This is a genomic window from Mesorhizobium sp. BR1-1-2 (assembly GCF_020165435.1).
In the GTDB taxonomy this organism is placed as follows: Bacteria; Pseudomonadota; Alphaproteobacteria; order Rhizobiales; family Rhizobiaceae; genus Mesorhizobium.
Genome location: NZ_JAIUID010000002.1, coordinates 101045 through 127736 on the forward strand (window position 1 = coordinate 101045; position 26692 = coordinate 127736).

Genomic DNA, 26692 nt, shown 5'->3' on the forward strand with positions numbered 1-26692 from the left:
CGCGACCGGGTGTCTTGTTTATTCCGCTGCGTCGGGCAGCCGCACCGGGGCTTCGTCGAGCTTGGTGTTTTCCAATTCGACGTTGAGGCCGAGCGACCGCATCTCCTTGACGAGAACGTTGAAGCTCTCGGGAATGCCGGCCTCGAAGGTGTCGTCACCGCGGACGATCGCCTCGTAGACCTTGGTGCGGCCGGCGACGTCGTCCGACTTCACCGTCAGCATTTCCTGCAGCGTGTAGGCGGCGCCGTAGGCTTCCAGTGCCCAGACCTCCATTTCGCCGAAGCGCTGGCCGCCGAACTGCGCCTTGCCGCCCAGCGGCTGCTGGGTGACGAGCGAGTACGGACCGATCGAGCGCGCGTGGATCTTGTCGTCCACGAGGTGGTGAAGCTTGAGCATGTAGATGTAGCCCATCGTCACCTTGCGATCGAACGGCTCGCCGGTGCGTCCGTCATAGAGCTGCGACTGACCGCTGGTGTGCAGGCCCGCCTGCTCCAGCATGACGTTGATGTCGGCCTCGTGCGCGCCGTCGAACACCGGTGTCGCGATCGAGACGCCGCGGCGCATCTGCTCGCTCAGGCGAACGATGCTCTCGTCGTCATACTCGCGGACCGGCTCGTTGCGGTCGTTGGCGGGCATGAAGCTCTCCAGCGTCTTGCGCAGCGGCTTGATGTCGCCGGCAGACTTGTAGGCGTCGATCATCTCGCCGATCTTCCTGCCCATTCCGGCGCAAGCCCAGCCCAGATGCGTTTCCAGGATCTGGCCGACATTCATGCGGCTCGGCACACCCAGCGGGTTGAGCACGATATCGGCATGCGTGCCGTCCTCGAGGAAAGGCATGTCCTCGACCGGAACGATGCGCGACACGACACCCTTGTTGCCGTGACGGCCGGCCATCTTGTCGCCCGGCTGCATCTTGCGCTTCACCGCCACGAAGACCTTGACCATCTTCATGACGCCCGGAGGCATTTCGTCGCCGCGCTGCACCTTCTCGACCTTGTCCATGAAGCGCTGTTCGAGCGCCTTCTTGGAATCGTCGTACTGGCCGCGCAGGGCTTCCAGTTCGCTCTGGAGCTTTTCGTTCTCCACGGCGAACTGCCACCACTGCGAACGCGGATACTCGTCGAGCGTGTCCTTCGACAGCGTCGAGCCCTTCTTGAAGCCCTTCGGTCCGGCGATCGCTTCCTTGCCGACGAGCACATCGGAAAGGCGCGCGTAGACGTTGCGATCCAGGATCGCCTGCTCGTCGTCACGGTCCTTGGCGAGGCGTTCGATCTCCTCGCGCTCGATCGCCATGGCGCGCTCGTCCTTCTCCACACCGTGGCGATTGAACACGCGTACCTCGACGACGGTGCCGAAGGTGCCCGGAGGCATGCGCATAGAGGTGTCGCGCACATCGGATGCCTTTTCGCCGAAGATGGCGCGCAGAAGCTTTTCTTCCGGCGTCATCGGGCTTTCGCCCTTCGGCGTGATCTTGCCGACAAGGATATCGCCCGGCTGAACTTCGGCACCGATATAGACGATGCCGGCTTCGTCGAGGTTCTTCAGCGCTTCTTCCGAGACGTTCGGAATGTCGCGCGTGATTTCCTCCGGTCCGAGCTTGGTGTCGCGCGCCATGACCTCGAACTCCTCGATGTGGATCGAGGTGAAGACGTCGTCGGCGACGATGCGCTCGGACAGGAGGATCGAGTCCTCGTAGTTGTAGCCGTTCCACGGCATGAACGCGACCAGCACGTTGCGGCCGAGGGCCAGATCGCCGAGCTCGGTCGAAGGACCGTCCGCGATGATGTCGCCCTTGTTGACCCGGTCACCCATGCGCACCAGCGGACGCTGGTTGATGCAGGTGTTCTGGTTCGAACGCTGGAACTTCATCAGCCGGTAGATGTCGACGCCGGACTTGCCCGGATCGAGATCTTCCGTTGCGCGGATGACGATACGCGTCGCGTCCACCTGGTCGACGATGCCACCGCGGCGGGCGCCGATGGCGGCGCCCGAGTCACGAGCGACGATCGGCTCCATGCCGGTGCCGACGAACGGCGCTTCGGCGCGCACCAGCGGCACGGCCTGGCGCTGCATGTTCGAGCCCATTAGCGCGCGGTTGGCGTCGTCGTTCTCAAGGAACGGGATCAGGGCCGCGGCCACCGATACCATCTGCTTGGGCGAAACGTCCATCAGGTCGACGTTTTCGCGGGGCGCCATCATCACTTCGCCGGCACTGCGGCAAATGACGAATTCGTCGACAAAGCGGCCATCCTTGTCGAGCTCGGCATTGGCCTGCGCGACATGGTGCTTGGCCTCTTCCATCGCCGACAGATAGACGACGTCATTGGTCAGCTTGCCGTCGACGATCTTGCGGTACGGGCTCTCGATGAAGCCGTACTTGTTGACGCGCGCGAAGGTGGCGAGCGAGTTGATCAGGCCGATATTCGGGCCTTCCGGCGTCTCGATCGGGCAGATGCGGCCGTAATGCGTCGGGTGCACGTCGCGCACCTCGAAGCCGGCGCGCTCGCGGGTCAGACCGCCCGGTCCAAGCGCGGAGAGACGGCGCTTGTGGGTGATCTCCGACAGCGGGTTGGTCTGGTCCATGAACTGCGACAGCTGCGAGGAACCGAAGAACTCGCGCACGGCGGCAGCCGCCGGCTTGGCGTTGATCAGGTCCTGCGGCATGACCGTGTCGATCTCGATCGAGGACATACGCTCCTTGATCGCGCGCTCCATGCGCAGCAGGCCGACGCGGTACTGGTTTTCCATCAGTTCGCCGACCGAACGCACGCGGCGATTGCCGAGATTGTCGATGTCGTCGATCTCGCCCTTGCCGTCACGCAGTTCGACCAGCGTCTTGACCACGGCCAGGATGTCGTCCTTGCGCAGCACGCGCACGGTGTCCTCGGCCTTGAGTTCGAGGCGCATGTTCATCTTGACGCGGCCAACGGCGGACAGGTCGTAGCGCTCGCTGTCGAAGAACAGCGAGTTGAACATGGCTTCGGCGGTTTCGAGCGTCGGCGGCTCGCCCGGACGCATGACACGGTAGATGTCGAACAGCGCGTCCTGGCGGCTCTCGTTCTTGTCGACGGCGAGCGTGTTTCTGATGTAGGCGCCGACATTGACGTGGTCGATGTCGAGGATCTGGATCTCGTCCTCGCCGGTGCCGAGCAGCACCTTCAGCGTCTTGTCGTCGATCTCGTCGCCGGCTTCGAGGAAGATCTCGCCGGTGGCGTAATTGACGATGTCCTCGGCGAGATAGTTGCCAAGCAGGTCCTCGTCGGTCGCCTTGATCGCCTTCAGGCCCTTTTCGCCGAGCTGGCGAGCCTGGCGGGCGGTGATCTTCTTGCCGGCCTCGACAACAACCTCACCCGTATCGGCGTCGACCAGGTCGCCGACGGCCTTCAAGCCGCGGAAACGATCGACGTTGAACGGAATGCGCCAGTGATCGCCGGCGCGCTTGTAGGTGATCTTGTTGTAGAAGGTCGACAGGATCTCTTCGCCGTCCATGCCGAGCGCCATCAGCAGCGACGTCACCGGAATCTTGCGGCGACGGTCGATGCGGGCGTGCACGACGTCCTTGGAATCGAACTCGATGTCGAGCCACGAACCGCGATAGGGGATGACGCGCGCGGCAAACAGGAGCTTGCCCGACGAGTGCGACTTGCCCTTGTCATGGTCGAAGAAGACGCCCGGCGAGCGGTGCATCTGCGAGACGATGACGCGCTCGGTGCCGTTGACGATGAAGGTGCCGTTCGAGGTCATGAGCGGCATGTCGCCCATGTAGACGTCCTGCTCCTTGATGTCCTTGATCGACTTCGCGCCGGTATCCTCGTCGATATCGAACACGATCAGGCGCAGCGTCACCTTCAGCGGCGCGGCATAGGTGAGGTCGCGCTGACGGCATTCGTCAACGTCGAATTTCGGTCCTTCGAACTCGTACTTCACGAACTCCAGCATCGAGGAGCCGGAAAAATCGGAGATCGGGAAGACCGACTTGAAAACAGCCTGCAGTCCCTCGTCGGGACGTCCGCCCTTGGGCTCGTCCACCATCAGGAACTGGTCATAGGATGCCTTCTGAACCTCGATGAGGTTCGGCATCTCCGCAACTTCCGGGATCTTTCCGAAGAACTTGCGTACGCGTCTGCGGCCATTGAAAGTCTGGGTCTGGGCCATCGTCGCTCCTTAGCTCTAAACTCGGGGCGAGCCTCGCCGCGGCTCGCCTTGCATCCGAACCGCCTGGGCAGCGGCTCTCTGTCTGTTCTCCGGCCCCATTACCAAACTACTTGGCGGCGGCCGGCTAAAACGGGAGAAAACCCGTTTCCTGAGGGCCGGTTTTCGGCCCTCAGGAAAGAGGTTTTCGTACATCTCGCGCTACGCAGCCTCCCCAGGGTCACCCAAGGGAGTGGCGGACGGCGCGAGGCCGTCCGCCGCTTGTTACGCTTACTTCAGCTCGACCTTGGCGCCGGCTGCTTCCAGCTGGGCCTTGAACTTGTCGGCGTCGGCCTTGGAAACGGCTTCCTTGACCGGCTTCGGAGCCGCTTCGACCAGGTCCTTGGCTTCCTTGAGGCCAAGGCCGGTGATGGCGCGGACTTCCTTGATGACGTTGATCTTCTGGGCGCCGGCGTCGGTGAGGACGACGTCGAATTCCGTCTTTTCCTCTACCGGAGCAGCAGCAGCGGCAGCGCCGCCGGCAGCGGCAACCGCCACCGGAGCAGCAGCCGAAACGCCCCACTTTTCTTCCAGAAGCTTCGACAGCTCAGCCGCCTCGAGGACGGTCAGCTTCGAAAGGTCGTCTACGATCTTTGCGAGATCAGCCATTGTTGTATTCCTTCATAAGGTTCGAACGTGTGTTTGTGATAGCGAGGAACGGCCTCATGCCGCCTCGTCCTTCCGGGCGTAAGCGCCGATGACACGCGCGACCGAAGCCGCGGGCGCATTGACGATCTGGGCGATCCGGGTTGCCGGCGTGGCGATCATGCCAACCAGCCTGGCGCGCAGCTCGTCGAGCGACGGAAGTGTGGCGAGTGCCTTCACACCGTCGGCGTTGAGCGAGGTGGTGCCCATTGCGCCGCCGAGGATGACCAGTTTGTCATTCCCCTTGGCGAAATCGGACGCGACCTTCGGCGCCGCAATCGGATCCTCCGAATAGGCGACCAGCGTCTGTCCCTTGAACAGATCGATGATCGATGCGGAGTCCGTGCCCTGAAGAGCGATTTTGGCGAGACGGTTCTTCGCGACTTTAACGGTGCCACCGGCAGCGCGCATTTTCGACCGGAGGTCGTTCATTTGCGCGACGGTGATACCGGCATAGTGGGCCACGACCACTGAACCCGCGTTCGAGAACGCATCGTTCAGGCCCGTGACGAGTTCGCGTTTTTCCGCTCTGTCCACTGCCTATCTCCAGTTGACCCCCATCCTGCTAACGGGAACATTCCCATTCGCGAGGACAGGCGTCGGGTTGCCTTTTGCCGGCCGGGCCATCCAGTAACGGATCTCCCGAACAGCGCTCGAGGATCCTGCCCCCTTTCGCCACATCGCCGGCAAGCCGGACGATGCGCAGACAAAAGGCAAACACGGTTCGAACCTTTCATTGGAGCACTTGCTCCGCTGTCAGGTCTTCACCCGTCTCATGCAGGCCCACATGAATTAAGGCCCCCTTTTCAATGAAGGCCGGGCCGCCTGCAATCTCGGACAGGATGTCCGGAAGCCTTTCGGCTCCCGGTACCGGGCCCAGAACGATCCGGGCCCGGAATTCACTTGCGGATCGACCTTTCAGCGGCCGATCCAGATCGTCTTAATCAGGACGCTGCGAGCGTCGAGACATCGAGCTTGAGGCCCGGGCCCATCGTCGAGGTGACCGACACCTTCTTGACGTAGTTGCCCTTGGCGCCAGCAGGCTTTGCCTTGGTCACCGCATCGGCGAAGGCGCGGACGTTTTCTTCCAGCGCCTTGACGTCGAACGAGACCTTGCCGACGCCGGCGTGAACGATGCCGGCCTTCTCGACGCGGAACTCCACAGCGCCGCCCTTCGATGCCTTGACGGCGGCCGCGACGTCGGTGGTGACGGTACCGACCTTCGGGTTCGGCATCATGCCGCGCGGGCCGAGCACCTTGCCCAGACGGCCGACGAGCGGCATCATGTCCGGCGTGGCGATGCAGCGATCGAAATCGATCGTGCCCTTCTGGACGATGTCGACCAGGTCCTCCGCGCCGACGATGTCGGCGCCGGCGGCCTTGGCTTCCTCGGCCTTGTCGCCACGGGCGAACACGGCGACGCGGACTGAGCGGCCGGTGCCGTTCGGCAGGTTGACCACGCCGCGGACCATCTGGTCGGCATGACGGGGATCAACGCCGAGATTCATCGCGACTTCGATCGTCTCGTCGAACTTGACCGTGGAGCGATCCTTGAGCAGCTTCAGCGCGTCACCCAAGGTATAAGCCTTGTTGGGATCGATGCCTTCGCGGGTCTTCGATACACGCTTTGCAATCTTTGCCATGATCTCAGCCCACCACTTCCAGACCCATCGAGCGGGCGGAGCCCTCGACCATGCGCATGGCCGCCTCGACGTCGTTTGCGTTCAGATCCTTCATCTTCTGCTCGGCGATGGCGCGCACCTTGTCGCGGCCGATCGTGCCGGCCTTGACCTTGCCCGGCTCCTTCGAGCCCGACTTCAGGTTCGCGGCCTTCTTCAGGAAGTAGCTCACCGGCGGCGTCTTCATGACGAAGGTGAACGACTTGTCCTGGTAGTAGGTGATGACGACCGGAATCGGCGATCCCTTTTCCATTTCCTGGGTCTGCGCGTTGAACGCCTTGCAGAACTCCATGATGTTGATGCCGCGCTGACCAAGCGCCGGGCCGATCGGGGGCGACGGCGTAGCCGAGCCCGCGGCAACCTGGAGCTTGAGCTGGCCTGCAATTTTCTTAGCCATCTCTATTCCTGCCTTTGTCTATGCCGGTCCCACGATCTGGGAAAGCACCGGCTGTTGCAGTCTGGTGGTGCGGTTCCTGCGGCCGGCTAAAGCCGCATTCGCCTCCCACCGTTCTCAGGCCGCGCGTTGCCGCGCCGCCTCCCCTGACCACCGGAACGGCGCCAGGGATTTCGGATCAGCCTTTTTCGACCTGTCCGAATTCCAGATCGACAGGCACGGCGCGCCCGAAGATCGAAACTTCCACCTTGAGCCGCGCCCGCTCCTCGTCCACTTCCTGGACGAAGCCGTTGAAGGACGCGAAGGGGCCATCCGAAACGCGGATCGCCTCGCCGATCTCGAAGGTGACCGAGGGCTTTGGCCGCTCGACGCCTTCCTGCACCTGGTTCAGGATGCGCTGCGCCTCGGCCTCGGTGATCGGCACCGGCTTGGAGTCGCCCAGGAAGCCGGTGACCTTCGGCGTGTTCTTGACCAGCGAGAACACGGCGTCGGTCAGGTTGGCCTTCAGGAGCACATAGCCCGGAAAGAACTTGCGCTCGGCATCGACCTTGCGGCCGCGACGAACCTCGACGACCTTCTCGGTCGGCACGACGATCTGCTCGATATCGGCGGACAGGCCCTTCTGCTTGGCCTTGTTCTCGATGTCCTCGGCGACCTTCTTCTCAAAGTTCGAATAGGCGTGGACGATGTACCAGCGCGTAGTCATTTCACGACTTCTCCGTAATCGCCGGACTTAGCGTCCAATGCCCAGAATCTGTTCGACCGCGAGGCCCATGAGCTGATCGGCGGTGAAGAAAAAGATCATCGCGATCACAGCGAAGGCCAGAACCATCACCGTCGAGATCATCGTTTCGCGCCGCGATGGCCAAGTCACCTTGGCGGTCTCCGCGCGAACCTGCTGGAGAAAGACGAAAGGATTTGTGGTTTTCGAAGCCATATGCCGCTCTGTCTTCAAGACCCGTTGGCCGGGTCTCCTGGATGATCCCACTGGCCGGGACGTGCCGCCTGGGTCCATTTTCGCGCCGAATCAGCGCAATCATTTCGCCCATGCAAATCAGACGCGTAAAGCCGGCTTCCCAGCTCCACGCGTCGCGTGTCTGTTTCGTCTACATAAAACCGATTCTTGATCCACGCAAGTGGCAAGTGTCCGCTTTATGACCAAACGCCGCCTCGGAACCATCCAGTCGTTCCGTCCCGGCTATGGCGCCCTTATGCCTCAATCAGCCTAATATGGCAAGCCGGTCGCCGATTTTCAAAGGGCAGCCCTCAGAAATATCGTTTCTGATGGCCATTTAGGAAATGGCTGAGTTTTTGTTTTGACGTGCCATTTCTCGAAATGGCACGGGCAGCAGGGCTCGAACCTACGACCTGCGGTTTTGGAGACCGCCGCTCTACCAACTGAGCTATGCCCGTACACGTGCGCCTCGGCGCAGCAGGGGCTTCCTAAAAGCTTCCGCGCGCTCTGTAAAGAGCGGTTTGCAAGCAAAAGCGCCTTCATCCCCTTTGCCGGAAATCGGGATGGCCGACGGCCAGCCCGCCGCCATCGATCGCCGGTTCACGCACGAGTGCGTCGGCATGCCATTCGCGGAGATCTTGCCTGCCGGCCGGTGTATCCGTTGGCCGGCTATTTGGTGTCCGGGACCCGGTACGGCCCGCCAGGCACGCCCCAGCCCCAGGCCGGCATGGGCTCGGTCTCGGGGTCGCAGGTTTCGCCGAGATTGGAGTTCATCTTGGCGAGCCGCGATCCCCATTCGACATAGCCCATGAAGGCGGAACGGAACTCCGGGTCGTCAGGCAGGCCGACCGCATCGGCGGCATCGGCCAGCAGACTGATCCAGCGGCGGCGCTGCTCTTCCGTCAAATGCTTGCCCAGGTGATGCATCACCATCTCGCGGTGGCCGCCGAATTTTTCGCTGTAGGTTTTCGGGCCGCCGAAAACCTCGCCGATAAAGGCCGCGACATGGGCGGGGTGGTCGGGCGACATATGCTTGAACACCGGCCCGACGACCGGATCCTGCGCCACCTTGTCATAGAAGGTCTGCGTCAGCCGGTTCAGCGCTTCGCTGCCGCCGGCCCATTCATACAGTGTCGGAACATCCTGGCTCATACTCGACCTCCGCCCAGCGCCGCCTGCAGCGACGATAGCGGAAAAATGGAGCGGGCCTCAACCTGCCTCGATGGCCAGTTCGATGACGCGGCTACCGTTCGACTGCGTGTCGGCCCCGGCATGCCAATGGCTGATCTTCGGTCGCCAACAAAAAAGGGCGGCCCGAGGACCGCCCTTCCTTCTCGATCCGGCTGATGCCGGTGTCGACTATTCCTTGATGGTGACGACGATGCCGGCACCGACGGTGCGGCCGCCTTCACGGATGGCGAAGCGCAGCTTCTCTTCCATGGCGATCGGCACGATCAGCTCGACGTCGACCGTGATGTTGTCGCCAGGCATCACCATCTCGGTGCCGGCCGGCAGCGACACGATGCCGGTCACGTCGGTGGTGCGGAAGTAGAACTGCGGACGGTAGTTGGTGAAGAACGGCGTGTGACGGCCGCCCTCGTCCTTGGTCAGGATGTAGGCTTCAGCCACGAACTTCTTGTGCGGCTTCACCGAACCGGGCTTGGCCAGAACCTGGCCGCGCTCGACACCTTCACGGTCGACGCCGCGCAGCAGCGCGCCGATGTTGTCGCCGGCCTGGCCCTGGTCGAGCAGCTTGCGGAACATCTCGACGCCCGTGCAGGTCGTCTTGGTGGTCGGACGAATGCCGATGATCTCCAGCTCCTCGCCGACCTTGACCACGCCGCGCTCGACGCGACCGGTCACCACCGTGCCGCGGCCCGAGATCGAGAACACGTCCTCGATCGGCATCAGGAACGGCTTGTCGAGCGGACGGACAGGCGTCGGGATGTAGGCGTCGACCTGAGCCATCAGCTCGCGGATCGCGTCCTCGCCGATCTTCTTGTCCGAATCTTCCAAAGCCGCCAGCGCCGAACCCTTGACGATCGGAATGTCGTCGCCGGGGAACTCGTTCTTGGTCAGCAATTCGCGAACCTCGAGCTCGACCAGCTCAAGCAGCTCGGCGTCGTCGACCTGGTCGACCTTGTTCAAGAACACCACGATCGACGGCACGCCGACCTGGCGGGCCAGAAGAATGTGCTCGCGGGTCTGCGGCATCGGGCCGTCGGCGGCCGACACGACCAGGATCGCGCCGTCCATCTGCGCGGCACCGGTGATCATGTTCTTCACATAGTCGGCGTGGCCGGGGCAGTCGACATGGGCGTAGTGACGGTTCTCCGTCTCGTACTCAACGTGAGCCGTCGAAATCGTGATGCCGCGCGCCTTCTCTTCCGGCGCCGCGTCAATCTGGTCATAGCGCTTGTATTCGCCAAAATACTTGGTGATCGCTGCCGTCAAAGACGTCTTGCCATGATCAACGTGGCCAATCGTGCCGATGTTCACATGCGGCTTGGTGCGCTCGAATTTACCTTTTGCCATAGTCTCTTTCCTTGGACGGCCTGGACCTTCAGTTCAGTCGAATGCGGGGCGATTAGCGACAAAGGCCAAAAAACACAAGCGTCTTTTGCCTGGGCGCCGTCTCACTCGGTCCGAACCCGTGATCCGATTGCGGGGATATGCCGCTGATATAGGAACGTGCCGCGCGAAATGGAATGGCCTAAACCCCTGCGCAATGGCGCCGGCATTGCGCGCGCCGCTCGTCGGTTGCTGTCGGATTGGTCGGCGCTCCATGGCCCATTGCGGCGGCGTTCCCGCTCTGATTTCCTGCACCGATGCATTTCATCCCGACAGCCGTTCGCGGCCCCCTGTTCATGATCGTCTCGACCGGTTCGTATCTCGTCAACGATACGATGATGAAGCTCGCCACGGCGGGCCTGCCGTCCTACGAAGTGCTGTTCCTGCGCGGCGCCGCGGCGGCGCTCTGGGGCTTTCCGCTGCTGTTTGCGCTCGGTTATGGCAAACAAATCCCGCTGATCTTCGACAAGCGCGTGCTGCACCGCAACCTGCTCGAACTGGCCGCCATCCTTTGTTATGTCGTGGCGCTCGCCAACATGCAGATCGCCGATTCCACGGCGCTCGGACAGGTCACGCCGCTGTTGATGCTGGTCGGCTCCTCCATCCTGTTCGGCGAGCGGATCGGCGGCCAGCGCATGGCGCTGATCGGCCTCGGCTTCATCGGCGCGCTGATGGTGGCGCAACCGACCATGCAGGGCATCTCGGTCTACGCCTTGCTGGCGCTCGGCAACGCGGCATTGTCGGCCGCGCGCGATCTCACCGGCAGGCGGGTCCCGGCCGAGGTGCCCGGAATGATCGTGGCGATTTCCGCCGTCGTGGTGGTGCTGATCGGCGCCGGTGCGGCACACCTGGTTTCAGAGCGCTGGATCATGCCCGAAGCGCATCATTTGCTGCTCATGGCCGGAGCCGGGTTTTTCCTGATCTTCGGCCATTTCTTCATCTTCATGGCCTATCGCGTCGGGCCGACCAGCGCGGTGGCGCCGTTCTACTACTGCTTCACCGTCTGGGCGGTGATTTCGGGCCTGCTGGTGTTCGGACAATTCCCAAATGCGCTGGCGGTCTGCGGCATCCTTCTGGTTGTCGGCAGCGGATTGGCCATCGTCTCGCTCGACCAGCGCAAGCGCCGGCTGACCGTCGTCGCATAGGCCTGGCGCCCTGGCAGGCGCCCGCATATGCCCTTTCAGCTGATATTGCAGTAGCCAGATTGATCGTCTAATCGGCGAAGCATCGTCTGATCGACGAAGACATGATGATCAGCCAAGGGAGCTTCCCCATGACCGATTTTGACCAGAACAAGCACTCCGACGCCGAGCACAAGGCGGCCATCCGCAAGTCGCTTGTCGGCTGGGCGGTGTTCATCGCGGGAACGCTGATCTTTTTCGCCGCGGCCGACGCAATCCTGATGCCATAGGCAGGCCTGCCGGGCATGCCGGCCGGCGGCCGGTGTTGCCTCGGCGGAATTCGAAGTATCAGACAGTTCGGCGCCGGCGCTTAAATCGTGCGCTTGCCGGCGAACTGGTGGTAGGCCCACAGCACGACCACAGCGCCCACCACGGCGACGATCAGGCTGTAGATGTTGAGGCCCGTGACGCCCGACGCGCCGAAAGCGCTGAAGATCAGGCCGCCGACAATGGCGCCGACAATGCCGAGCACGATATCCATGATCATGCCCTGGCCGCTCTTGTTGACGATCTTGCTGCCAAGAAAGCCGGCAATGACGCCCAGAATAATCCAGCTGATGATTGACATTTTCCTCTCCAATCCCCTGCCGCGTCCATCATTTTCATATGATTGTCAAAAGCTCAAGCCAGCTTGAAATTCCGCCCGTTTGCGCCATTGTGAGGATGGGGCGGGCTTGGCTGACAAGGAGATCCACGATGGGACTGTTTGACAATGCCGTTCCAGGCGGCAACATCACCAAACCCCTGATGATCGCGCTCGGCGCGTTGCTGGTCGGAAAGATGCTGAGCGGCAGGAGCGCCGAACAGCCGGAGCAAGCCCAGGCTCCCGTACCGGCCGAGCCCAGTGAAGCCACGGCAGGCGATGGCGGCCTTCTTGGCGGGCTGGGCGGCCTGCTCGACAAATTGAAGAATTCCGGCCACGGCAACGTCGCCGATTCCTGGGTCGGAACCGGCCAGAACCAGCCGATCAACCCCAATGACCTGGGCAATGCGATCGGACCGCAGGTCATCCGGGAAATCGCGCAGCGGACCGGGCTCGACGAGCAGGAGCTGCTCAAGCAACTGTCCGCAGCCCTGCCGGGCATCGTCGACAAGCTGACGCCGAACGGCCAGGTGCCGCAGCAACACCAGGTCGCATCGGCCTTCAACAGCTGAAACGAGTGGACAGCCATCCTCTGGAGCGCTGCGCGACCTGGCCGCGCAGTGTTTCAGCTTACCGATGGCGCGGTTGGAAATCTGGAGCGGGTAGCGGGAATCGAACCCGCATATTCAGCTTGGAAGGCTGCTGCTCTACCACTGAGCTATACCCGCGCCTTGCACTGAAGTATCGGATTTCCTGGAAAAGCGCCATGCGCTTTTCGCCTCCGATGCTTTCACGTTTCAGGGCTTCCGGGCCGGCAGTGGTGGAGAGGGTTGGATTCGAACCAACGTAGGCTAAGCCAACGGATTTACAGTCCGTCCCCTTTAACCACTCGGGCACCTCTCCAGTCTGCCGCCGGAGCCATGCAACGAGGCATTCTTGCCGATCCGGACCCGAGTATCACTTCTCCGAAATCAGCGAAGCGCCTTATGGCGGCAAGGCCAGTGGGTGTCAACCGCGCGGGAAGGGTTTTTCGATGTTGTTCGCCGGCTGCGGCGACGGACCATATCCCTGGCCGCCGGAGACCGCTATAGAAGCCGGCCATGAGCAACAAGACCGGCACCCCGAAAGACACCCACTACGCCAAGCTGCGCCGCGCGCACCGCGACGAGAAGAGCGGCGGCGCGCCGGCGTTCCGGCCGCGCCAGCCCGTGCCGCCGGGAGAGAACGCAGCCGACGGCCTGGTGCGGCTCTATGGCCTGCATACGGTGCGGGCGGCACTCGACAATCCGCGCCGCAAGGTCAAAAAAATGCTGGTGACGCGCAATGCCGCCGAGAGGCTGGGACTGGCCGACCTCGCGGCCCTGCCCTTCAAGGCGGAGCTGGCCGAACCCAGGGACATCGACAAGATCACGGGTTCGGATGCCGTGCACCAAGGCGTGCTGATCGAGGCCGAGCCGCTGAAGCCCAAGCGCCTCGACGCGCTCGGCGATACAAGACTGGTGCTGGTGCTCGACCAGATCACCGATCCGCACAATGTCGGCGCCATCCTGCGCTCGGCGGTCGCCTTCGATGCCGGCGCGCTGATCACCACGGCGCGCCACAGCCCGCAGGAATCGGGCGTGCTGGCGAAATCAGCCTCGGGCGCGCTCGAACATATCGACCAGATCGAGGTGAAGAACCTGGCCGACGCGCTCGGGCAACTGCATGAGGCCGGCTTCCAGACAATCGGTCTCGATTCGGACGGCCCGGCCGAACTCGAAACGAGCTTTGCCGGCGACAAGCTTGCGCTGGTGCTGGGTGCGGAAGGCAAGGGCCTGCGCCAGAAGACGCGCGAGACGGTGACGACACTGGCCCGCCTCGACATGCCCGGCGCCATCCGCTCTCTCAACGTGTCGAACGCGGCGGCGGTAAGCCTTTATGCGGCACGGAAATTTTTAGCGAGTAGCGAGTAGCGAGTAGCGAGTAGCGAGTAGCGAGTAGCGAACTCCAATCCCGGCTCTCCGCGGCTGCAACCCCTATTCGCTATTCCCTACTCGCTATTCGCCTCTGCCTACCTCATGCCCGGCCATCCGCTCCAGCGCCCTGACCAGGGCCGAGTGATCCTCCCTGGCGCCGCCATTGGCGGTGCAGGAATTGAACAGTTGCTGGGTGGTCGACGTGTTGGGCAGGGAGACGCCGAGCGCCCTTGCGCCTTCCAGGGCGAGGTTGAGATCCTTCTGGTGCAGTTCGATGCGGAAACCCGGCGCGAAGGTGCGCCTGACCATGCGCTCGCCATGCACTTCGAGGATGCGCGAGGCGGCCAGCCCGCCCATCAGCGCCTGCCTGACCTTGGCCGGGTCGGCGCCGGCTTTTGAAGCAAAAACAAGCGCTTCGGCGACGGCTTCAATGGTCAGCGCGACGACGATCTGGTTGGCGACCTTGGTGGTCTGGCCGACGCCGTTCGGTCCGACCAAAGTGATGTTCTTGCCCATCTTCTCGAAAACGGGCCTGGCGCGCTCGAAGGCCCTCTCCTCGCCGCCGACCATGATGGTCAGCGATGCGGCCTTGGCTCCCACCTCGCCGCCCGAGACCGGCGCATCGAGATAATCGCAGCCCAGCTCGTTGATTTTTCCGGCGAAGGTCTTTGTCTCGATCGGCGAGATCGAGCTCATGTCGATGACCAATTTGCCTTCGGAAAGACCTGATGCGACGCCGTTCCCGCCAAACAGCACCTCGGCCACCTGCGGTGTGTCGGGCACCATGGTGATGATGATATCGGCGGCCTTCGCGACGGCGGCGTGGCCGGTGACCGACTTCAGGCCCCTGGCGACGAGATCGGCCGGCGGCTTGGAGCGATGGTCGCTGGCGATGACCGTGCAGCCGGCGTCCAGCAAATGTCCCGCCATCGGCGCGCCCATGATGCCGAGGCCGATGAAGCCGATGGTTTCCATAGTGGTTCTCCATTGTTGAGGCCGAGTTCCGTCGCGCCCCCCTCTGTCCTGCCGGACATCTCCCCCACGAGGGGGGAGATTGGCAGTTCCGGCACCGGCCTCAACTTTCTCGGTTCAAAAAATTTGGCGAAGCCGCCGGTGACATCCGATCTCCCCCCTTGTGGGGGAGATGGCCGGCAGGCCAGAGGGGGCGCCGTAGAGCGCGGGTTCAAATTCCTACTGCTAAGCCGCCGCGCTCCCTTGCCCGGCCAGTTCCCGAAACCAGCCCAATCCCGCTGCGGTCCCCGCCTTCGGCTTGTATTCCGCCCCGACCCAGCCGGAATAACCGATGCGGTCTATGTGCTCGTAAAGGAAGGGATAGTTGATCTCGCCCGTCCCCGGCTCGTGACGGCCGGGATTGTCCGCAAGCTGGATATGCGCGATGCGGCCGAGGTTTGCCTCGATGGTACGGGCGAGATCCCCCTCCATGATCTGCATGTGGTAGATGTCGTATTGCAGGAACAGGTTCTTCGAGCCGACACGGTCGATCAGCGCCAGCGCCTGGTCGGAATAGTTGAGGAAGAAGCCCTCGATATCGCGCGTGTTGATCGGCTCGATCAGCAATTTGATACCGGCCTGCTCCAGTTTCTCCGCAGCGAAGGCGAGGTTCTCGGCAAACACATCCTCGAGCACCTTGCGGTCGACACCGGCGGGCGCGATGCCTGCCAGGCAATTGACCTGTGAGCAGCCGAGCGCCTGCGCATAGGCGATCGCCTTGGCGATGCCCTGGCGGAATTCCGGCACGCGGTCCGGCAAAACGGCGATACCGCGCTCGCCCTTCCCCCAATCGCCCGCAGGCAGGTTGAACAGCACCTGTGTCAGGCCGTTCTTCTTCAGCCGCGCGGCCACCACCTCGGGGGCATGGTCGTAGGGGCCTATATATTCGACGCCTTTGAAGCCCGCGCGGGCAGCTGCATCAAAACGGTCGAGGAAGTCATGCTCGCCAAAGAGCATCGAAAGATTGGCTGAAAAACGCGGCATTCTCTTTCTCCTAGTCCAGCATCACGATCGCCGTCGGGGCATCCTCTTGATGTTCGGCAAGGTCTTCGAATTCAGTGATCTTGTCGATCTCGGTGCCCATCGAGATGTTGGTGACGCGTTCGAGGATGAATTCGAGCACCACCGGAACCTGATGCTCCTTCATCAGCCGCTGCGCCTCCTTGAAGGCACCGGCGAATTCTTCCGGTTTGCGCACCCTGACCGCCTTGCAACCCATCGCCTCGGCAACAGCGACGTGGTCGACGCCGTAGCCGGCCTCTGGGTCGTCTGACCGGTTGATGTTCTCGAAGGCGAGGCTGACCTCGTAATCCATCGAGAAGCCGCGCTGCGCCTGGCGGATCAGGCCGAGATAGGCGTTGTTCACGACAACGTGGATGTAGGGCAACCTGTGCTGCGCCCCGACCGCCAGTTCCTCGATCATGAACTGGAAGTCATAGTCGCCCGACAGCGCCACGATGGTGCGGTCGGGATCGGCGGCGCGCACGCCAAGGGCTGCCGGCAGTGTCCAGCCGAGCGGGCCGGCCTGGCCGCAATTGATCCAGTTGCGCGGCTTGTAGACATGCAGGAACTGTGCGCCGGCGATCTGCGACAGGCCGATCGTGGTGACATAGGTGACGTCGCGCCCGAACGCCTTGTTCATCTCTTCATAGACGCGCTGCGGCTTGAGCGGCACCTGGTCGAAATGCGTCTTGCGCTTCATTGTCTTCTTGCGGCCCTGGCATTCCTTCGCCCAACCTGACCAGTCGCGCAGCTTCCCGGCCGTTTTCCATTCGGTGGCGACGTCGAGCAGCATCTTCAGCGCGGCGCCCGCATCCGAGACGACGCCGAGATCGGGTGCGAACACACGGCCGATCTGCGTCGGCTCAATATCGACATGGATGAACTTTTTTCCCTTGGTGTAGACATCGACGGAACCGGTGTGGCGGTTTGCCCAGCGGTTGCCAATGCCGAACACGAAATCGGCTTCTAGCATCGTCGCGTTGCCGTAGCGGTGCGATGTCTGCAGCCCGCACATGCCGGCCATCAGTCGGTGGTCGTCGGGGATCGCGCCCCAACCCATCAGCGTCGGGATGACGGGCACGCCGGTAATCTCGGCGAATTCTATCAGCAGGTCCGACGCATCGGCATTGATGATGCCGCCGCCGGCGACGATCAGCGGCTTCTCGGCGGCGTTGAGCATCGCAAGCGCCTTCTCGGCTTGGGCGCGCGTCATCGCCGGCTTGAACGGCGCCAGCGGCTCATAGGCGTCGATGTCGAACTCGATCTCGGCCAATTGGACGTCGACCGGCAGGTCGATCAGGACCGGTCCCGGGCGCGAAGACCTCATCAGGTGGAATGCCTTCTGAAGCGCCATCGGCACGAGATAGGGCTCCATGACCGTGACCGCCCATTTGGCGACGGGCGAAGCGATGGCGGCGATGTCGACGGCCTGGAAATCCTCCTTGTTCAGCCTCGCCCGTGGCGCCTGGCCGGTGATGCAGAGGATCGGGATGGAATCGGCTGCGGCCGAGTAGAGCCCGGTGATCATGTCGGTGCCGGCCGGGCCAGACGTGCCGATGCAGAGCCCGATATTGCCCGCCTTGGCCCTGGTAAAACCCTCGGCCATGTGCGAGGCGCCCTCGACATGGCGGGCCAGCACATGGCGGATGGTGCCTCTCGCCTTCAGGGCCGCGTAGAACGGATTGATCGCCGCGCCCGGGACGCCGAAGGCGCAGGCGATGCCTTCCTTTTCGAGAACGAGAACCGCCGCATCGACAGCGCGCATCCTGGCCATTTTCCGGCCCTCCACAGGGTTGTCATTGTTGGATGGCCGAGAATGTCAGCAAGCCGGCTATTTTTCAATTTTTTCAGAATATTTTTTCATTTCTAAGAAGCTGCCGTTGTATGTTGATTTCATTCCTCTTTTTGTTTTCCAAAATGTGGCAATGCAGAATGCGTGAAAAACTTTTTCATTGTCCGTTCGGAAAAATCGGGCATGATGGCGCCATGGATACCGCTGAAAAACGCCAGCGCGGTCGGCCGCGCGCCTTCAACGGCCCGACGGAAGCGGCTTCGGTTCAGTCGTTGGATCGTGCCTTGCGCATCCTGGCCATCGTTGCCGAAGGCAGCGGCCTGTCGCTGAGCGAGATTTCAGCGCGAAGCGGTCTCGCTGCCTCTACTGCATACCGCATGCTGACGACGCTCGAAAACCACGGCATGGTCGAGTTCGACAGTTCGGACCAGCTTTGGTCGATCGGCGTCGAGACCTACCGGATGGGAGCAGCGTTCCTGCGCCGCCGCAAGCTGGTCGACCGCGCCCGCATCGTCATGCAGGAACTGATGGAGAAAACCGGCGAGACCGCCAATCTCGGCGTCGCCGAGGACGATTGCGTGGTCTTCGTCGGCCAGGTCGAGACGCACCAGGCGATCCGCGCCTTCTTCCGGCCGGGCACGCGCAGCCCCTTTCATGCTTCAGGCATCGGCAAGGCGGTGCTGGCGCATCTGGAACCGGAGCGCGTCGGAACCATCCTGCGCAAGGCCGGCCTGCAGCGCTTCACCGACAGGACGCTGTCCGACATCCCTGCCCTCGCGCGCGATCTCGCGACGATCAAGCTGCGCGGCTGGTCGGTCGACGACGAGGAACGGCATCCAGGCATGCGCTGCGTGGCATCGGCCATCTTCAACGAATTCGGCGAACCGATCGGCGGTGTCTCCGTGTCGGGCCCGACGGTCCGGGTGACGCCTGAGCGGCTGGCCGAGATCGGCCCGCTGGTGCACAGCGCCGCGGCCGAGGTGACCAAAATGATCGGTGGCGTGCAAACCGGATGATCAACCTGCCCCGGGCAGCGCGCTCCTCGCCGCAATATCGAAAAAATCGAGCAGGATCGCCATGCCGACGCCGCAGGCCGTGAAGATGAGGCCGGCGATGAAGATGCGGTTGGCGCGCTCGAAAACGCGCCGCTGCAGGCACTTTGTGTCGAGCAGAAGCCACAGTGCCCGCATCTGCAAGGCGATGCCGGCCAGGATCGGTAGCACGGCGGTCAGGTGATAGGTCTGCCACGGGATCGGGTTGGCGGCCCAATGAGTGATGAAGCCCAGCGAAAACGCCAGCAGGATGCCGACGGTCGTGACCGTGCCGTTGCGGAAAATCGTTTCGACCTGTTCCTCTTTCGGATCCTGCTCGTCCAAGGGTCACCCTCCCCCATCATCGCCAAAGCAGATTAGGCCTTCGGGAAATGCCTGTACATTGCCGATCGCGTCGACAAAGGCCGATGACCGTGGGTTCAGGCATCTCCTTGAAAGTCCGCCAATCCAACAGGTGGCCCCACCGTCCAAGCAACAGAAAAGGGGCTCGCCTGAGCCCCTCTTCCGGTGCTGAACGGTGCTCCTCCTTTTCAGAGCCGGCAGTAGTGACGATAGCCGTCGTAACCAATGTAGGTGTCAGAGTCCGGATCGTAGCTCGAATAGCGATCGAAGCAGCGGCGGACGTGCCACGAACCGCCGTCCTCATCGACGTAGACGGTGCGAGGCTGGGCAAGCAGGCTGCCCAGGACAAAACCGCCGACGCCGGTGGCGATGCCAATGCCGAGGCCATGGTGGTGGTGATGCGAATGAGCCGCCGAGGGCTGAACGGTGCCGACCAGAGCGGTGGCGGCGACGGTGGTTGCGATGAGGCTGGAAACGAGTGCACGCTTGAACATGATGATCTCCTTGCTTCGTTTGGAGAGGCGACCCATCCGCCTCTTGATCATCTGTCGTTCGGCACAAGAAAAAGGTTCGAATCTTTTTTGAACGTGAACCGAGGAGGTCGTGCTGACGGCGGCCTGCAAGGGGCTGGCTAGACATTGATCGCCCGCCCCTTTTGCCCAACGAAAAAAGGGCGGCCGAAGCCGCCCTTTCGGGAGAATTGGGTCCCTCCATCAAAGGAAAATGATCACCTTGCCGTGCTTGTGGTGATGATGGTTGTGGTGCTTCCACCAGAACTTCTTGAAGTGCTTCTTGTGATGGTGGTGGTGATGATGATGGTGGCCGTGCATGCCGTGGGCCGACGACGTGCCGACGGTGCCGGCGAGCGCGCCGGCGGCGACGAAGATGGCAACGAGGCCTGAGACGAGAGTGCGCTTGAACATGATGATCTCCTGGATCTTTTGATCGAGGCGACCCATTCGCCTCTGACCATCAGTCGGCGCAGCGCGGGAAAAGGTTCGAAAGGGGGAGGAGATTTTTTCGGGGGAGTGGGAGTAGTGAGTACCGATGTCGGTCGTGCGGTTCACTACTCACTACTCACCACCCCATGCCCGTGACATGGCGCAGCCAGAAGGCAAGCGCGATGAAGCCGATGATGGTGGTGACGCCGGTCCAGTCGACATTGGCGTTCTTGACGCTTCTGATAAGCTTCACCAGCAGCATCCAGGCTATGACGACGATAGGCAGGATGATGACGAATCTGATCATGCGACAGCCTCGCCCAAGCGATTGCACCTGCCGTAGGATATAGGAAGCGAATTGGCCATTTTCAGGATGCCGTGTCTGTCGCCCGGCAGCGTTCATGAGCGCCTCAAAACCGACATTTGTCTTTACTGGCGCCGCAAATATGGCTAACCGGTGCCGCATGCCCTTGTAGCTCAGCTGGTAGAGCAGCGGTTTTGTAAACCGAAGGTCGCGGGTTCGATTCCTGCCGGGGGCACCACCCTTCGCTCTTCGAGCTTCGGGTGGCAGGCCACCCACCTTTTGGGGCTCAGGGTTGATTTCATTGCGAACTCGCCGTGGCCTGTGTGCAGCTAGCCTCTGTTTGAATGTTTGCTGCTCTAGAACCAGCCTTGATGCAGCATGACAACGCTATCGTTCATCCTCGCCTTCTTCATACTTCGAACAGCGAATTTATCTAGGGTCGAGCTGGCGTCTGTTCGGACAGCCGCTGCTCAGAAATCGACAGTGGCATGGTGCGCCGCACCGCTCTGTCTCATATGTTGCCTTGTGTCGGGTACCACGCGGCGGAATAGTCTTGTTTGAGAGCTTTGACGATTGCGCCAAGCTTCGGATCGCCAAGGCTCGGCCATGGCAGCTTGCCATTCGGGTCCTCGGGTTCGAGTTGGCCGATTTTCCTCACTATGCCGTCCGTTTCTTCCCGCGTGAGAGGAACACCGGTGCAATCAGCCAACAGCCGCACCGCCCAAGCCCGTATCCCTTCCGGCGTCGTTTTGTCGTTGACATAGGTAAGGGCGAGCTTCGCCATTTCGACGCGGTTCGCTGCTTTCGCCGCGTCGATTGAGGCTTGAGCCGTTTGCTTTGCTGTCTGTACCGCCGCATCGGCCTGTGTCTTGGCTGACGCTATCGCGGCATCTGCTTGCTGTTTCGCAACGGCAACCGCGCTCGTGGCTGCATAGTTCGCGGTGAAATAAGATCCAACGAGCGCAATTAAGGCTGACCCAATGGTGACAACCCAGCCGGGACCATTCGCTTTTTCACCGGCCATTCGATCCCCCCTTCGGCACCTATATTTATGCCGGAATCAAGCAAGCCAACACGACAAGTATCAACGGACCGATGTCCGCTAAAACAGCATAGTCGAATATGCGCCTTGTGAACAGACACCCGAGAAGAATGGTAGGTCAGTTCGGACCACTGTTGCCGATGCGCTGTGGTTGGAAGCTTCGGGCGGCAGACCGCCAACAGCAACACGATTTCGCCGCAGACAGCCAATGGGCCATTTGGCAGCAGCAAGAGTTGCCGGTAGCCCTCGCTCGACGAGAACAGGTCGGCCAGCGTGCGGAATGGTGCCAATGTTTGCCCGATAGCCAACAGCATCAGCCAGCCGCCGAAACCGGCAAGCTGCTCCGGGTTCTGCGATGGCTTGCTGGCTGACCGGACGGCAAAGAAAACAGGCACGCCGATCAGCAACAGCACGATTGCCCAATGCCAGATAGAAAACTGCATCCAACCCCTCCCCTTGATACCCCTATAGGTGGTAGCAGATTTAAATCTCAACCCAAGAGGGGATTTCAGCGCGTTCGTTGCCTAAGCGATCAGCTCCTGCCTCTTGCTGACAGGGCCGCCCTCACACCCCGATCGCGGCGACGAGAATCCGGTTCTGCCGCCTTATCGCCGCGCGCAGCTCCGGTATCCTTGCCTCGTCGCGCTTCACGAACTCGATGAACATCATGTTCATGTTGTTGAAGACCAGCTCACCCACCGCCTGCCCGTCGATGTCGCGCCGCACCAGGCCGATCTCCAGCAGCCTTGCGATCAGGGCGCGGATCTGTTCGGTCAAGGCGCGATCGAGCGCGGTGTAGGCCTGACCGAACGGGCTGTCGGGCAGTTGCGTCGAGATCGCCATCGCCTGACGCCACATTTCCTTGCTGAGATAGTGCAGCGAGTGCTCGATATAGATGCCGATCAGCGTGTCCAGCGCATCGCCGACATTGGCCGGTGGGCTGTCCACCACGCCTTGCCCAGCATTCAGCACCTCGTTGACTTCCATGGAGACGATGGCGCCGAGGATGTCGCCCTTATTCTGGTAGTAATTGTAAATCGTCCCGATCGACACTTCGGCCTGGGCGGCGATCGTCTCGATCTTCGCGCCTTCATAACCGGCCTCGCGGAAAAGCTCGGCCGCCGCCTCAATGATGCGGCGGTGCCGGTCGGCCTTTTGCCTTGCCCTCAATCCACTCATGCCGGCTGTCTGCCACAAAAACAGAATTGACTCAATTTTAGAATTGGTTCAATTTTTTGCAAGAAGCCATAAAGGCAAGGGAGAACACTCGATGTCCGCACGATCCAACAATCCGCTTTCAACACTGAAGAGGCATCTGCGCGCGGCTTGCGGCGCCACGGCACTGATGCTCTCAGCAGCCGGCGCCAGCCAAGCCGCCGATCTCAACGCCCTGATCTGGTGCGATCACGCCGACCCGGCGCTGCTGCAGCCCTTCGAAGAGGCCAACAACATCAAGGTCAACGTCAAGGAATTCGAGGGCACCGGCGCGGGGCTCGCCATCGTCGAGCAGTCGCAACCCGGCGATTGGGACGTGATGGTGATCGACAGCATCGATGTGCCGCGCGGCGTGGAAAAGGGCCTGTTCGAGCCGCTGCCGGAGGACAAGCTGCCGTTGGGCGACCTCTTCCCGCAGGTGAAGATGGACAGTTCCACCGTGGTCGCCGGCAAGCGCTACGGCATCACCGAAAAGTTCGGCTACAACACGATCGGCTTCAACAAGACCAAGGTCGACCCGGCCGACATGCAATCCTTGGCGTCGCTGACAAGCGACAAGTACAAGGGCAAGGTCGCCATCTACGATTATTACCTGCCGGTCATCGGCATGGCGGCACTCGCCATCGGCAAGAAGACGGCTGAACTCACGGAGGCCGACCTTCCCGCCCTCAAGGCCGAGCTGCTCAAGATGAAGGCCAACGCCAAGCTGGTTGGCGAGGTGACCGCCAGCCAGACGGCGCTCGCCACCGGCGAGGTCGACATACTGGTCGGCGGTGGTGAGTGGGTGACGGCGGGCCTGGCCAAGGAGAACCCGGCGCTGGACTTCTCGATACCCAGGGAGGGAGCCGTGCTGTGGTCGCAGTCGCTGGCCATGTTCAAGGATTCCAAGAACAAGGACATGGCGTTGAAATTCATCCAATACATCATGAGCCCGGAGGGTCAGGCCCGGCTTGCCACCTCGTCCTGCTACTGGGGCATGCCGGCGAATAGCAAGGCGGCGCTCACCGACGACCAGAAGAAGATCCTGCGCTTCGACGAGCAGCCCGAATTCCTTGCCCGCGCCCAGGCCTATCCGGCGCCGAATGCCGACCTCGACAAGAAGATGCAGGACATGTGGACCGAGATGCTGCAGGCGCAGTAGACGGGCGTCGTGAGCAGCACCGCGAACAAGGCCCTGCCGTGGGCGCTGGTTACGCCGGCGCTCGGCTGGACCTTGCTGTTCTTCGTTTTGCCCTTCATCGCCATGGGGCTTTCCAGCCTGACGTCGCATGAGGGCGGCGGCTTCACATCAGCCAACTACAGCCAGTTCTTCACCAATCCTGCCTATTGGCAAGCGATGGTGAACTCGCTTCAGGTGACGGCAATCGTCACCGTGGTCTCGCTGCTGCTCGCCTATCCTTTCGCCTGGATCCTGGCCGAACAGGTGCCGGAACGCTGGCAGCGGCTGGCGCTGATGCTGGCCGTGCTGCCGTTCTGGACGTCCTATGTCGTGCGCTCCTATTCCTGGCTTCTGGTGCTGGCGCAGAACGGCGTCATCAACCGGACGCTGACCGGTATCGGCTTGACCAGCGAACCGCTGCAGCTCGCCAACACCCGCTTCGCCACCGTGACCGGCTTCGTGCATTTCTTCGTCATGCTTTTGACGCTGACGATCTTCGCCAATTTGAAGCAGCTCAGTCCGAGCTACCGCAAGGCCGCCGCCGATCTCGGCGCCGGGCCGGTGCGGACTTTCCTGCATGTCATCCTGCCGCTGACCTTGCCCGGCATCATGGTCGGCGCCTTTCTCACCTTCGTGCTGTGCATCGGCGACTACATCACGCCGCAGATTCTGGGCGGCAACAACGAGTTGGTCATGCCGCAGCTGGTGATGATGCAGATCGGCAGGCGCGGCGACTTTCCGCTGGCCTCGGCGCTCTCGATCATCCTGATGGCGGTCGTGACCATCGCCTATCTCGCCTGCGCCCGCTGGCTGAAGATCGAGCGGGCCTGAGATGCGCCGGATCGTCCGAATCGCTTCCTGTCTCTACGCGATCGCCATCTATGCCTTCATTTTCCTGCCAGTGGTCGTGCTCGTGCTGTTCTCGCTGCAAGCAACCTCCTTCCCCATCCCACCCTTCACCGGCCCGTCGCTGCGCTGGTACCAGGCCGTCCTGTCCGATACGCGGCTGACATCGGCGCTGACGAACTCGCTGCTGGTGGCCGTCCTTTCGTCGCTCGCGGCCGTCACGCTTGGCTTCCTCAGCGCCTGGGCGTTCGCGCGCTTCGTGCTGCCGGGTTCGGCCCTGCTGCGGGGATTGATCACGCTGCCGCTGACCGTCAGCTATCTCATCATCGGCATGGGGCTGCTGGTGCTGTTCAACTGGGCCGGTGTGCCGAAATCGCTGATGGCCGCCGGCATCGGCCATGTCGTGATCAACCTGCCGCTCTGCTTCGCCATCGTCTACAGCCAGATGGGCGACCACCAGATCAATATCGAGCGCGCCGCGCGCGACCTCGGCGCGCCGGAATGGAAAGTGCTGCTCTTGATCACCGTGCCTGTGATGTCGCCGGCCATCTTCGCCGGCTTCTTCCTGTCGATGACCTTTTCCTGGGACGAATTCGTGATTTCCTTCCTGCTGACGCGCTTCGAAACCACGCTGCCGGTCGAAATCTGGAATCTCTTACGCTCCGGCCTCAACCCCAAGACCAACGCAGTCGGCTCGCTGGTGTTCGCCGTCTCCATCGTGCTGGTCGTGCTGTTCGAACTGACATTGCTGCGGAGAAAGCCGGCATGAGCGCGCCCCTGGTCGATATCCGCGGCGTCTCGCACCGTTTCGGCCATCTGGCGGTGCTGAAAGACGTCTCGCTGGGGATCGAGCCCGGCAGCTATACCATCCTGCTCGGACCTTCGGGCTCCGGCAAGACGACGCTTTTGTCGATTTTGGGCGGCTTCGTCACACCGAGCGAAGGCAAGGTGTTCATACGCGGCGAGGACTGCACCGCGGTTCCGCCGGCGAAGCGCCCGACAACGACGGTGTTCCAGGATTATGCGCTGTTTCCGCATATGAGCGTCGGCGCCAATGTCGGATTCGGCCTGCGTATGCAAGGCGTCGACGGCGCGACACGCGCCGCGAAAGCGCGCGAGGCGCTGGCGCTCGTCGGACTGGCTGCCGCCTTCGACAAGAAGCCGCACCAGCTTTCCGGCGGCCAGCGGCAGCGCGTGGCGCTGGCGCGCGCATTGGTGATCGAGCCGGCGGTGCTGCTGCTCGACGAGCCGCTCGGCGCGCTCGACCTCAAGCTGCGCCGGCAGATGCAGGATGAGCTGAAAGCGATTCAGAAGCGCGTCGGCACCGCCTTCATCCACGTCACCCACGACCAGGAAGAAGCTATGGCGCTGGCCGACCACTGTGTTGTCATGAATGATGGCCGCATCGAGGACGAAGGGCCGCCCGAGCGCGTCTATGCGCGCCCAAAGACACGCTTTTCGGCGACGTTCATGGGCGAGAGCACCATTCTTGGCGGAACGGTGATGGAGATCAAGGACAGGACAAGCACTGTCGCGACACAGGTCGGGCCGGTCTCGGCGTCCGGAGCGTTGCCGGTGGGATCGGCGGTTGCCTTGGCCATCCGGCCGGAGCACCTTACCCTGGCCGAGACCTCAGGCGCCACCAAGCTGGGAAAGGCGCAGGTCAGCGACGTCGTCTTCCAGGGCAGCTTCAAGCGCGTGCTCGCGGTCTCCGCTGAAGACGCTAAGCTGCAATTCATCGCCAAACTGCCCGCGACGTCCGCCGTGCAGCCGGGCGACACGATCTCGGTTTCCTGCGATACAGACAAGATCATCCTGCTGGCGGATTGAAC

The 26692-nt window shown here is 62.3% G+C and carries 29 protein-coding genes and 4 tRNA genes; 10 read left to right on the forward strand and 23 right to left on the reverse strand.

What is annotated here, in order from left to right; genetic code table 11:
* Positions 1-18: 18 nt before the first annotated feature.
* The 10 genes from rpoB to tuf all read right to left on the reverse strand — a co-directional run bounded on the left by rpoB (position 19) and on the right by tuf (position 10399).
* A complete protein-coding gene (gene rpoB, locus LB551_RS03735; RefSeq protein ID WP_140501628.1) occupies positions 19-4155 on the reverse strand; it encodes a DNA-directed RNA polymerase subunit beta in 4137 nt (1378 codons plus the stop codon).
* Positions 4156-4422: 267 nt separating this feature from the next.
* Complete coding sequence (gene rplL, locus LB551_RS03740) at positions 4423-4800, reverse strand: 50S ribosomal protein L7/L12 (RefSeq protein ID WP_027146630.1); 378 nt, start codon at positions 4798-4800, stop codon at positions 4423-4425.
* Between the two features lie 54 nt (positions 4801-4854).
* Positions 4855-5373, reverse strand: coding sequence for a 50S ribosomal protein L10 (gene rplJ, locus LB551_RS03745; RefSeq protein ID WP_140515456.1), 519 nt, complete (start codon positions 5371-5373; stop codon positions 4855-4857).
* Positions 5374-5780: 407 nt separating this feature from the next.
* The gene (rplA, locus tag LB551_RS03750; protein WP_140501624.1) at positions 5781-6479 is read right to left on the reverse strand and encodes a 50S ribosomal protein L1; all 699 of its coding nucleotides are present in this window, start codon (positions 6477-6479) and stop codon (positions 5781-5783) included.
* A 4-nt stretch (positions 6480-6483) separates the two neighbouring features.
* Entirely contained in the window at positions 6484-6912 is a 429-nt protein-coding gene (rplK, locus tag LB551_RS03755; protein ID WP_140501622.1) for a 50S ribosomal protein L11, read from the reverse strand.
* A 175-nt stretch (positions 6913-7087) separates the two neighbouring features.
* Complete coding sequence (gene nusG, locus LB551_RS03760; RefSeq protein WP_140501620.1) at positions 7088-7615, reverse strand: transcription termination/antitermination protein NusG; 528 nt, start codon at positions 7613-7615, stop codon at positions 7088-7090.
* A 27-nt stretch (positions 7616-7642) separates the two neighbouring features.
* Entirely contained in the window at positions 7643-7846 is a 204-nt protein-coding gene (gene secE / locus LB551_RS03765) for a preprotein translocase subunit SecE (RefSeq protein WP_013531408.1), read from the reverse strand.
* Between the two features lie 400 nt (positions 7847-8246).
* Positions 8247-8322 (reverse strand) — tRNA-Trp (locus LB551_RS03770).
* Positions 8323-8533: 211 nt separating this feature from the next.
* Positions 8534-9016 carry a group II truncated hemoglobin gene (locus LB551_RS03775; RefSeq protein WP_224658242.1) on the reverse strand — a complete coding sequence of 161 codons (483 nt, stop codon included), beginning with the start codon at positions 9014-9016 and terminating at the stop codon, positions 8534-8536.
* Positions 9017-9223: 207 nt separating this feature from the next.
* Positions 9224-10399: an elongation factor Tu gene (tuf, locus tag LB551_RS03780; protein WP_140515452.1), complete on the reverse strand. Its 1176-nt coding sequence runs from the start codon at positions 10397-10399 to the stop codon at positions 9224-9226.
* Positions 10400-10692: 293 nt separating this feature from the next.
* Here tuf and LB551_RS03785 point away from each other — a divergent pair, with 293 nt between their 5' ends.
* Both LB551_RS03785 and LB551_RS03790 read left to right on the forward strand, forming a co-directional pair.
* Positions 10693-11580 carry a DMT family transporter gene (locus LB551_RS03785; RefSeq protein ID WP_224658243.1) on the forward strand — a complete coding sequence of 296 codons (888 nt, stop codon included), beginning with the start codon at positions 10693-10695 and terminating at the stop codon, positions 11578-11580.
* Between the two features lie 128 nt (positions 11581-11708).
* Positions 11709-11846 carry a hypothetical protein gene (locus LB551_RS03790; RefSeq protein ID WP_181172379.1) on the forward strand — a complete coding sequence of 46 codons (138 nt, stop codon included), beginning with the start codon at positions 11709-11711 and terminating at the stop codon, positions 11844-11846.
* A gap of 80 nt (positions 11847-11926) precedes the next feature.
* Here the strand turns inward: LB551_RS03790 and LB551_RS03795 are convergent, their stop codons facing one another.
* On the reverse strand, positions 11927-12184 hold the full coding sequence (locus LB551_RS03795; protein ID WP_140493554.1) for a GlsB/YeaQ/YmgE family stress response membrane protein: 258 nt from the start codon (positions 12182-12184) through the stop codon (positions 11927-11929).
* A gap of 128 nt (positions 12185-12312) precedes the next feature.
* Here LB551_RS03795 and LB551_RS03800 point away from each other — a divergent pair, with 128 nt between their 5' ends.
* Entirely contained in the window at positions 12313-12771 is a 459-nt protein-coding gene (locus LB551_RS03800; protein ID WP_224658244.1) for a YidB family protein, read from the forward strand.
* Between the two features lie 82 nt (positions 12772-12853).
* Here the strand turns inward: LB551_RS03800 and LB551_RS03805 are convergent.
* Positions 12854-12927 (reverse strand) — tRNA-Gly (locus LB551_RS03805).
* A gap of 90 nt (positions 12928-13017) precedes the next feature.
* A tRNA-Tyr gene (locus tag LB551_RS03810) sits at positions 13018-13102 on the reverse strand.
* Positions 13103-13299: 197 nt separating this feature from the next.
* Between LB551_RS03810 and LB551_RS03815 the strand changes: the two genes are divergently transcribed.
* Positions 13300-14151 carry a TrmH family RNA methyltransferase gene (locus LB551_RS03815; protein WP_224658245.1) on the forward strand — a complete coding sequence of 284 codons (852 nt, stop codon included), beginning with the start codon at positions 13300-13302 and terminating at the stop codon, positions 14149-14151.
* Positions 14152-14235: 84 nt separating this feature from the next.
* Here LB551_RS03815 and LB551_RS03820 read toward each other — a convergent pair whose 3' ends face one another.
* From LB551_RS03820 to gcl, 3 genes are all read right to left on the reverse strand, one after another.
* Positions 14236-15129, reverse strand: coding sequence for a 2-hydroxy-3-oxopropionate reductase (locus tag LB551_RS03820; protein ID WP_224658246.1), 894 nt, complete (start codon positions 15127-15129; stop codon positions 14236-14238).
* Positions 15130-15351: 222 nt separating this feature from the next.
* Positions 15352-16149, reverse strand: a complete 798-nt coding sequence (otnI, locus tag LB551_RS03825) for a 2-oxo-tetronate isomerase (RefSeq protein ID WP_224658247.1) — start codon at positions 16147-16149, stop codon at positions 15352-15354.
* A 10-nt stretch (positions 16150-16159) separates the two neighbouring features.
* Positions 16160-17941 (reverse strand): glyoxylate carboligase, encoded by a 1782-nt coding sequence (gcl, locus tag LB551_RS03830; RefSeq protein WP_224658248.1) that lies wholly within the window; start codon positions 17939-17941, stop codon positions 16160-16162.
* 212 nt (positions 17942-18153) lie between these two features.
* Between gcl and bhcR the strand changes: the two genes are divergently transcribed.
* Complete coding sequence (bhcR, locus tag LB551_RS03835) at positions 18154-18975, forward strand: HTH-type transcriptional regulator BhcR (RefSeq protein WP_224658249.1); 822 nt, start codon at positions 18154-18156, stop codon at positions 18973-18975.
* On the opposite strand, the gene LB551_RS03840 is transcribed toward bhcR, so the two are convergent.
* The 4 genes from LB551_RS03840 to LB551_RS03855 all read right to left on the reverse strand — a co-directional run bounded on the left by LB551_RS03840 (position 18976) and on the right by LB551_RS03855 (position 20601).
* Positions 18976-19335, reverse strand: a complete 360-nt coding sequence (locus tag LB551_RS03840; protein ID WP_140548693.1) for a hypothetical protein — start codon at positions 19333-19335, stop codon at positions 18976-18978.
* 206 nt (positions 19336-19541) lie between these two features.
* Positions 19542-19847 (reverse strand): BA14K family protein, encoded by a 306-nt coding sequence (locus LB551_RS03845; protein WP_224658250.1) that lies wholly within the window; start codon positions 19845-19847, stop codon positions 19542-19544.
* Positions 19848-20066: 219 nt separating this feature from the next.
* Entirely contained in the window at positions 20067-20276 is a 210-nt protein-coding gene (locus tag LB551_RS03850; protein ID WP_224658251.1) for a hypothetical protein, read from the reverse strand.
* A gap of 154 nt (positions 20277-20430) precedes the next feature.
* On the reverse strand, positions 20431-20601 hold the full coding sequence (locus LB551_RS03855; protein ID WP_140548699.1) for a hypothetical protein: 171 nt from the start codon (positions 20599-20601) through the stop codon (positions 20431-20433).
* Between the two features lie 159 nt (positions 20602-20760).
* Here LB551_RS03855 and LB551_RS03860 point away from each other — a divergent pair.
* A tRNA-Thr gene (locus LB551_RS03860) sits at positions 20761-20836 on the forward strand.
* Between the two features lie 273 nt (positions 20837-21109).
* Here the strand turns inward: LB551_RS03860 and LB551_RS03865 are convergent.
* The 3 genes from LB551_RS03865 to LB551_RS03875 form a co-directional block, all read right to left on the reverse strand.
* The gene (locus tag LB551_RS03865; RefSeq protein WP_224658252.1) at positions 21110-21622 is read right to left on the reverse strand and encodes a hypothetical protein; all 513 of its coding nucleotides are present in this window, start codon (positions 21620-21622) and stop codon (positions 21110-21112) included.
* Positions 21565-22083, reverse strand: coding sequence for a hypothetical protein (locus LB551_RS03870; protein WP_224658253.1), 519 nt, complete (start codon positions 22081-22083; stop codon positions 21565-21567). The genes LB551_RS03865 and LB551_RS03870 overlap by 58 nt, the downstream gene beginning before the upstream one ends.
* 121 nt (positions 22084-22204) lie before the next feature.
* Positions 22205-22819, reverse strand: a complete 615-nt coding sequence (locus LB551_RS03875; RefSeq protein ID WP_224658255.1) for a TetR/AcrR family transcriptional regulator — start codon at positions 22817-22819, stop codon at positions 22205-22207.
* Between the two features lie 91 nt (positions 22820-22910).
* Here LB551_RS03875 and LB551_RS03880 point away from each other — a divergent pair, with 91 nt between their 5' ends.
* From LB551_RS03880 to LB551_RS03895, 4 genes are read left to right on the forward strand one after another with little or no spacing between them, the layout of a single operon-like run.
* Positions 22911-23996: a spermidine/putrescine ABC transporter substrate-binding protein gene (locus LB551_RS03880; RefSeq protein WP_224658256.1), complete on the forward strand. Its 1086-nt coding sequence runs from the start codon at positions 22911-22913 to the stop codon at positions 23994-23996.
* Between the two features lie 9 nt (positions 23997-24005).
* On the forward strand, positions 24006-24845 hold the full coding sequence (locus LB551_RS03885) for an ABC transporter permease (protein WP_224658257.1): 840 nt from the start codon (positions 24006-24008) through the stop codon (positions 24843-24845).
* A 1-nt stretch (position 24846) separates the two neighbouring features.
* Entirely contained in the window at positions 24847-25629 is a 783-nt protein-coding gene (locus LB551_RS03890; RefSeq protein WP_224658259.1) for an ABC transporter permease, read from the forward strand.
* A complete protein-coding gene (locus LB551_RS03895; RefSeq protein ID WP_224658260.1) occupies positions 25626-26690 on the forward strand; it encodes an ABC transporter ATP-binding protein in 1065 nt (354 codons plus the stop codon). Before LB551_RS03890 ends, LB551_RS03895 begins: the two co-directional genes overlap by 4 nt.
* Positions 26691-26692: the final 2 nt, after the last annotated feature.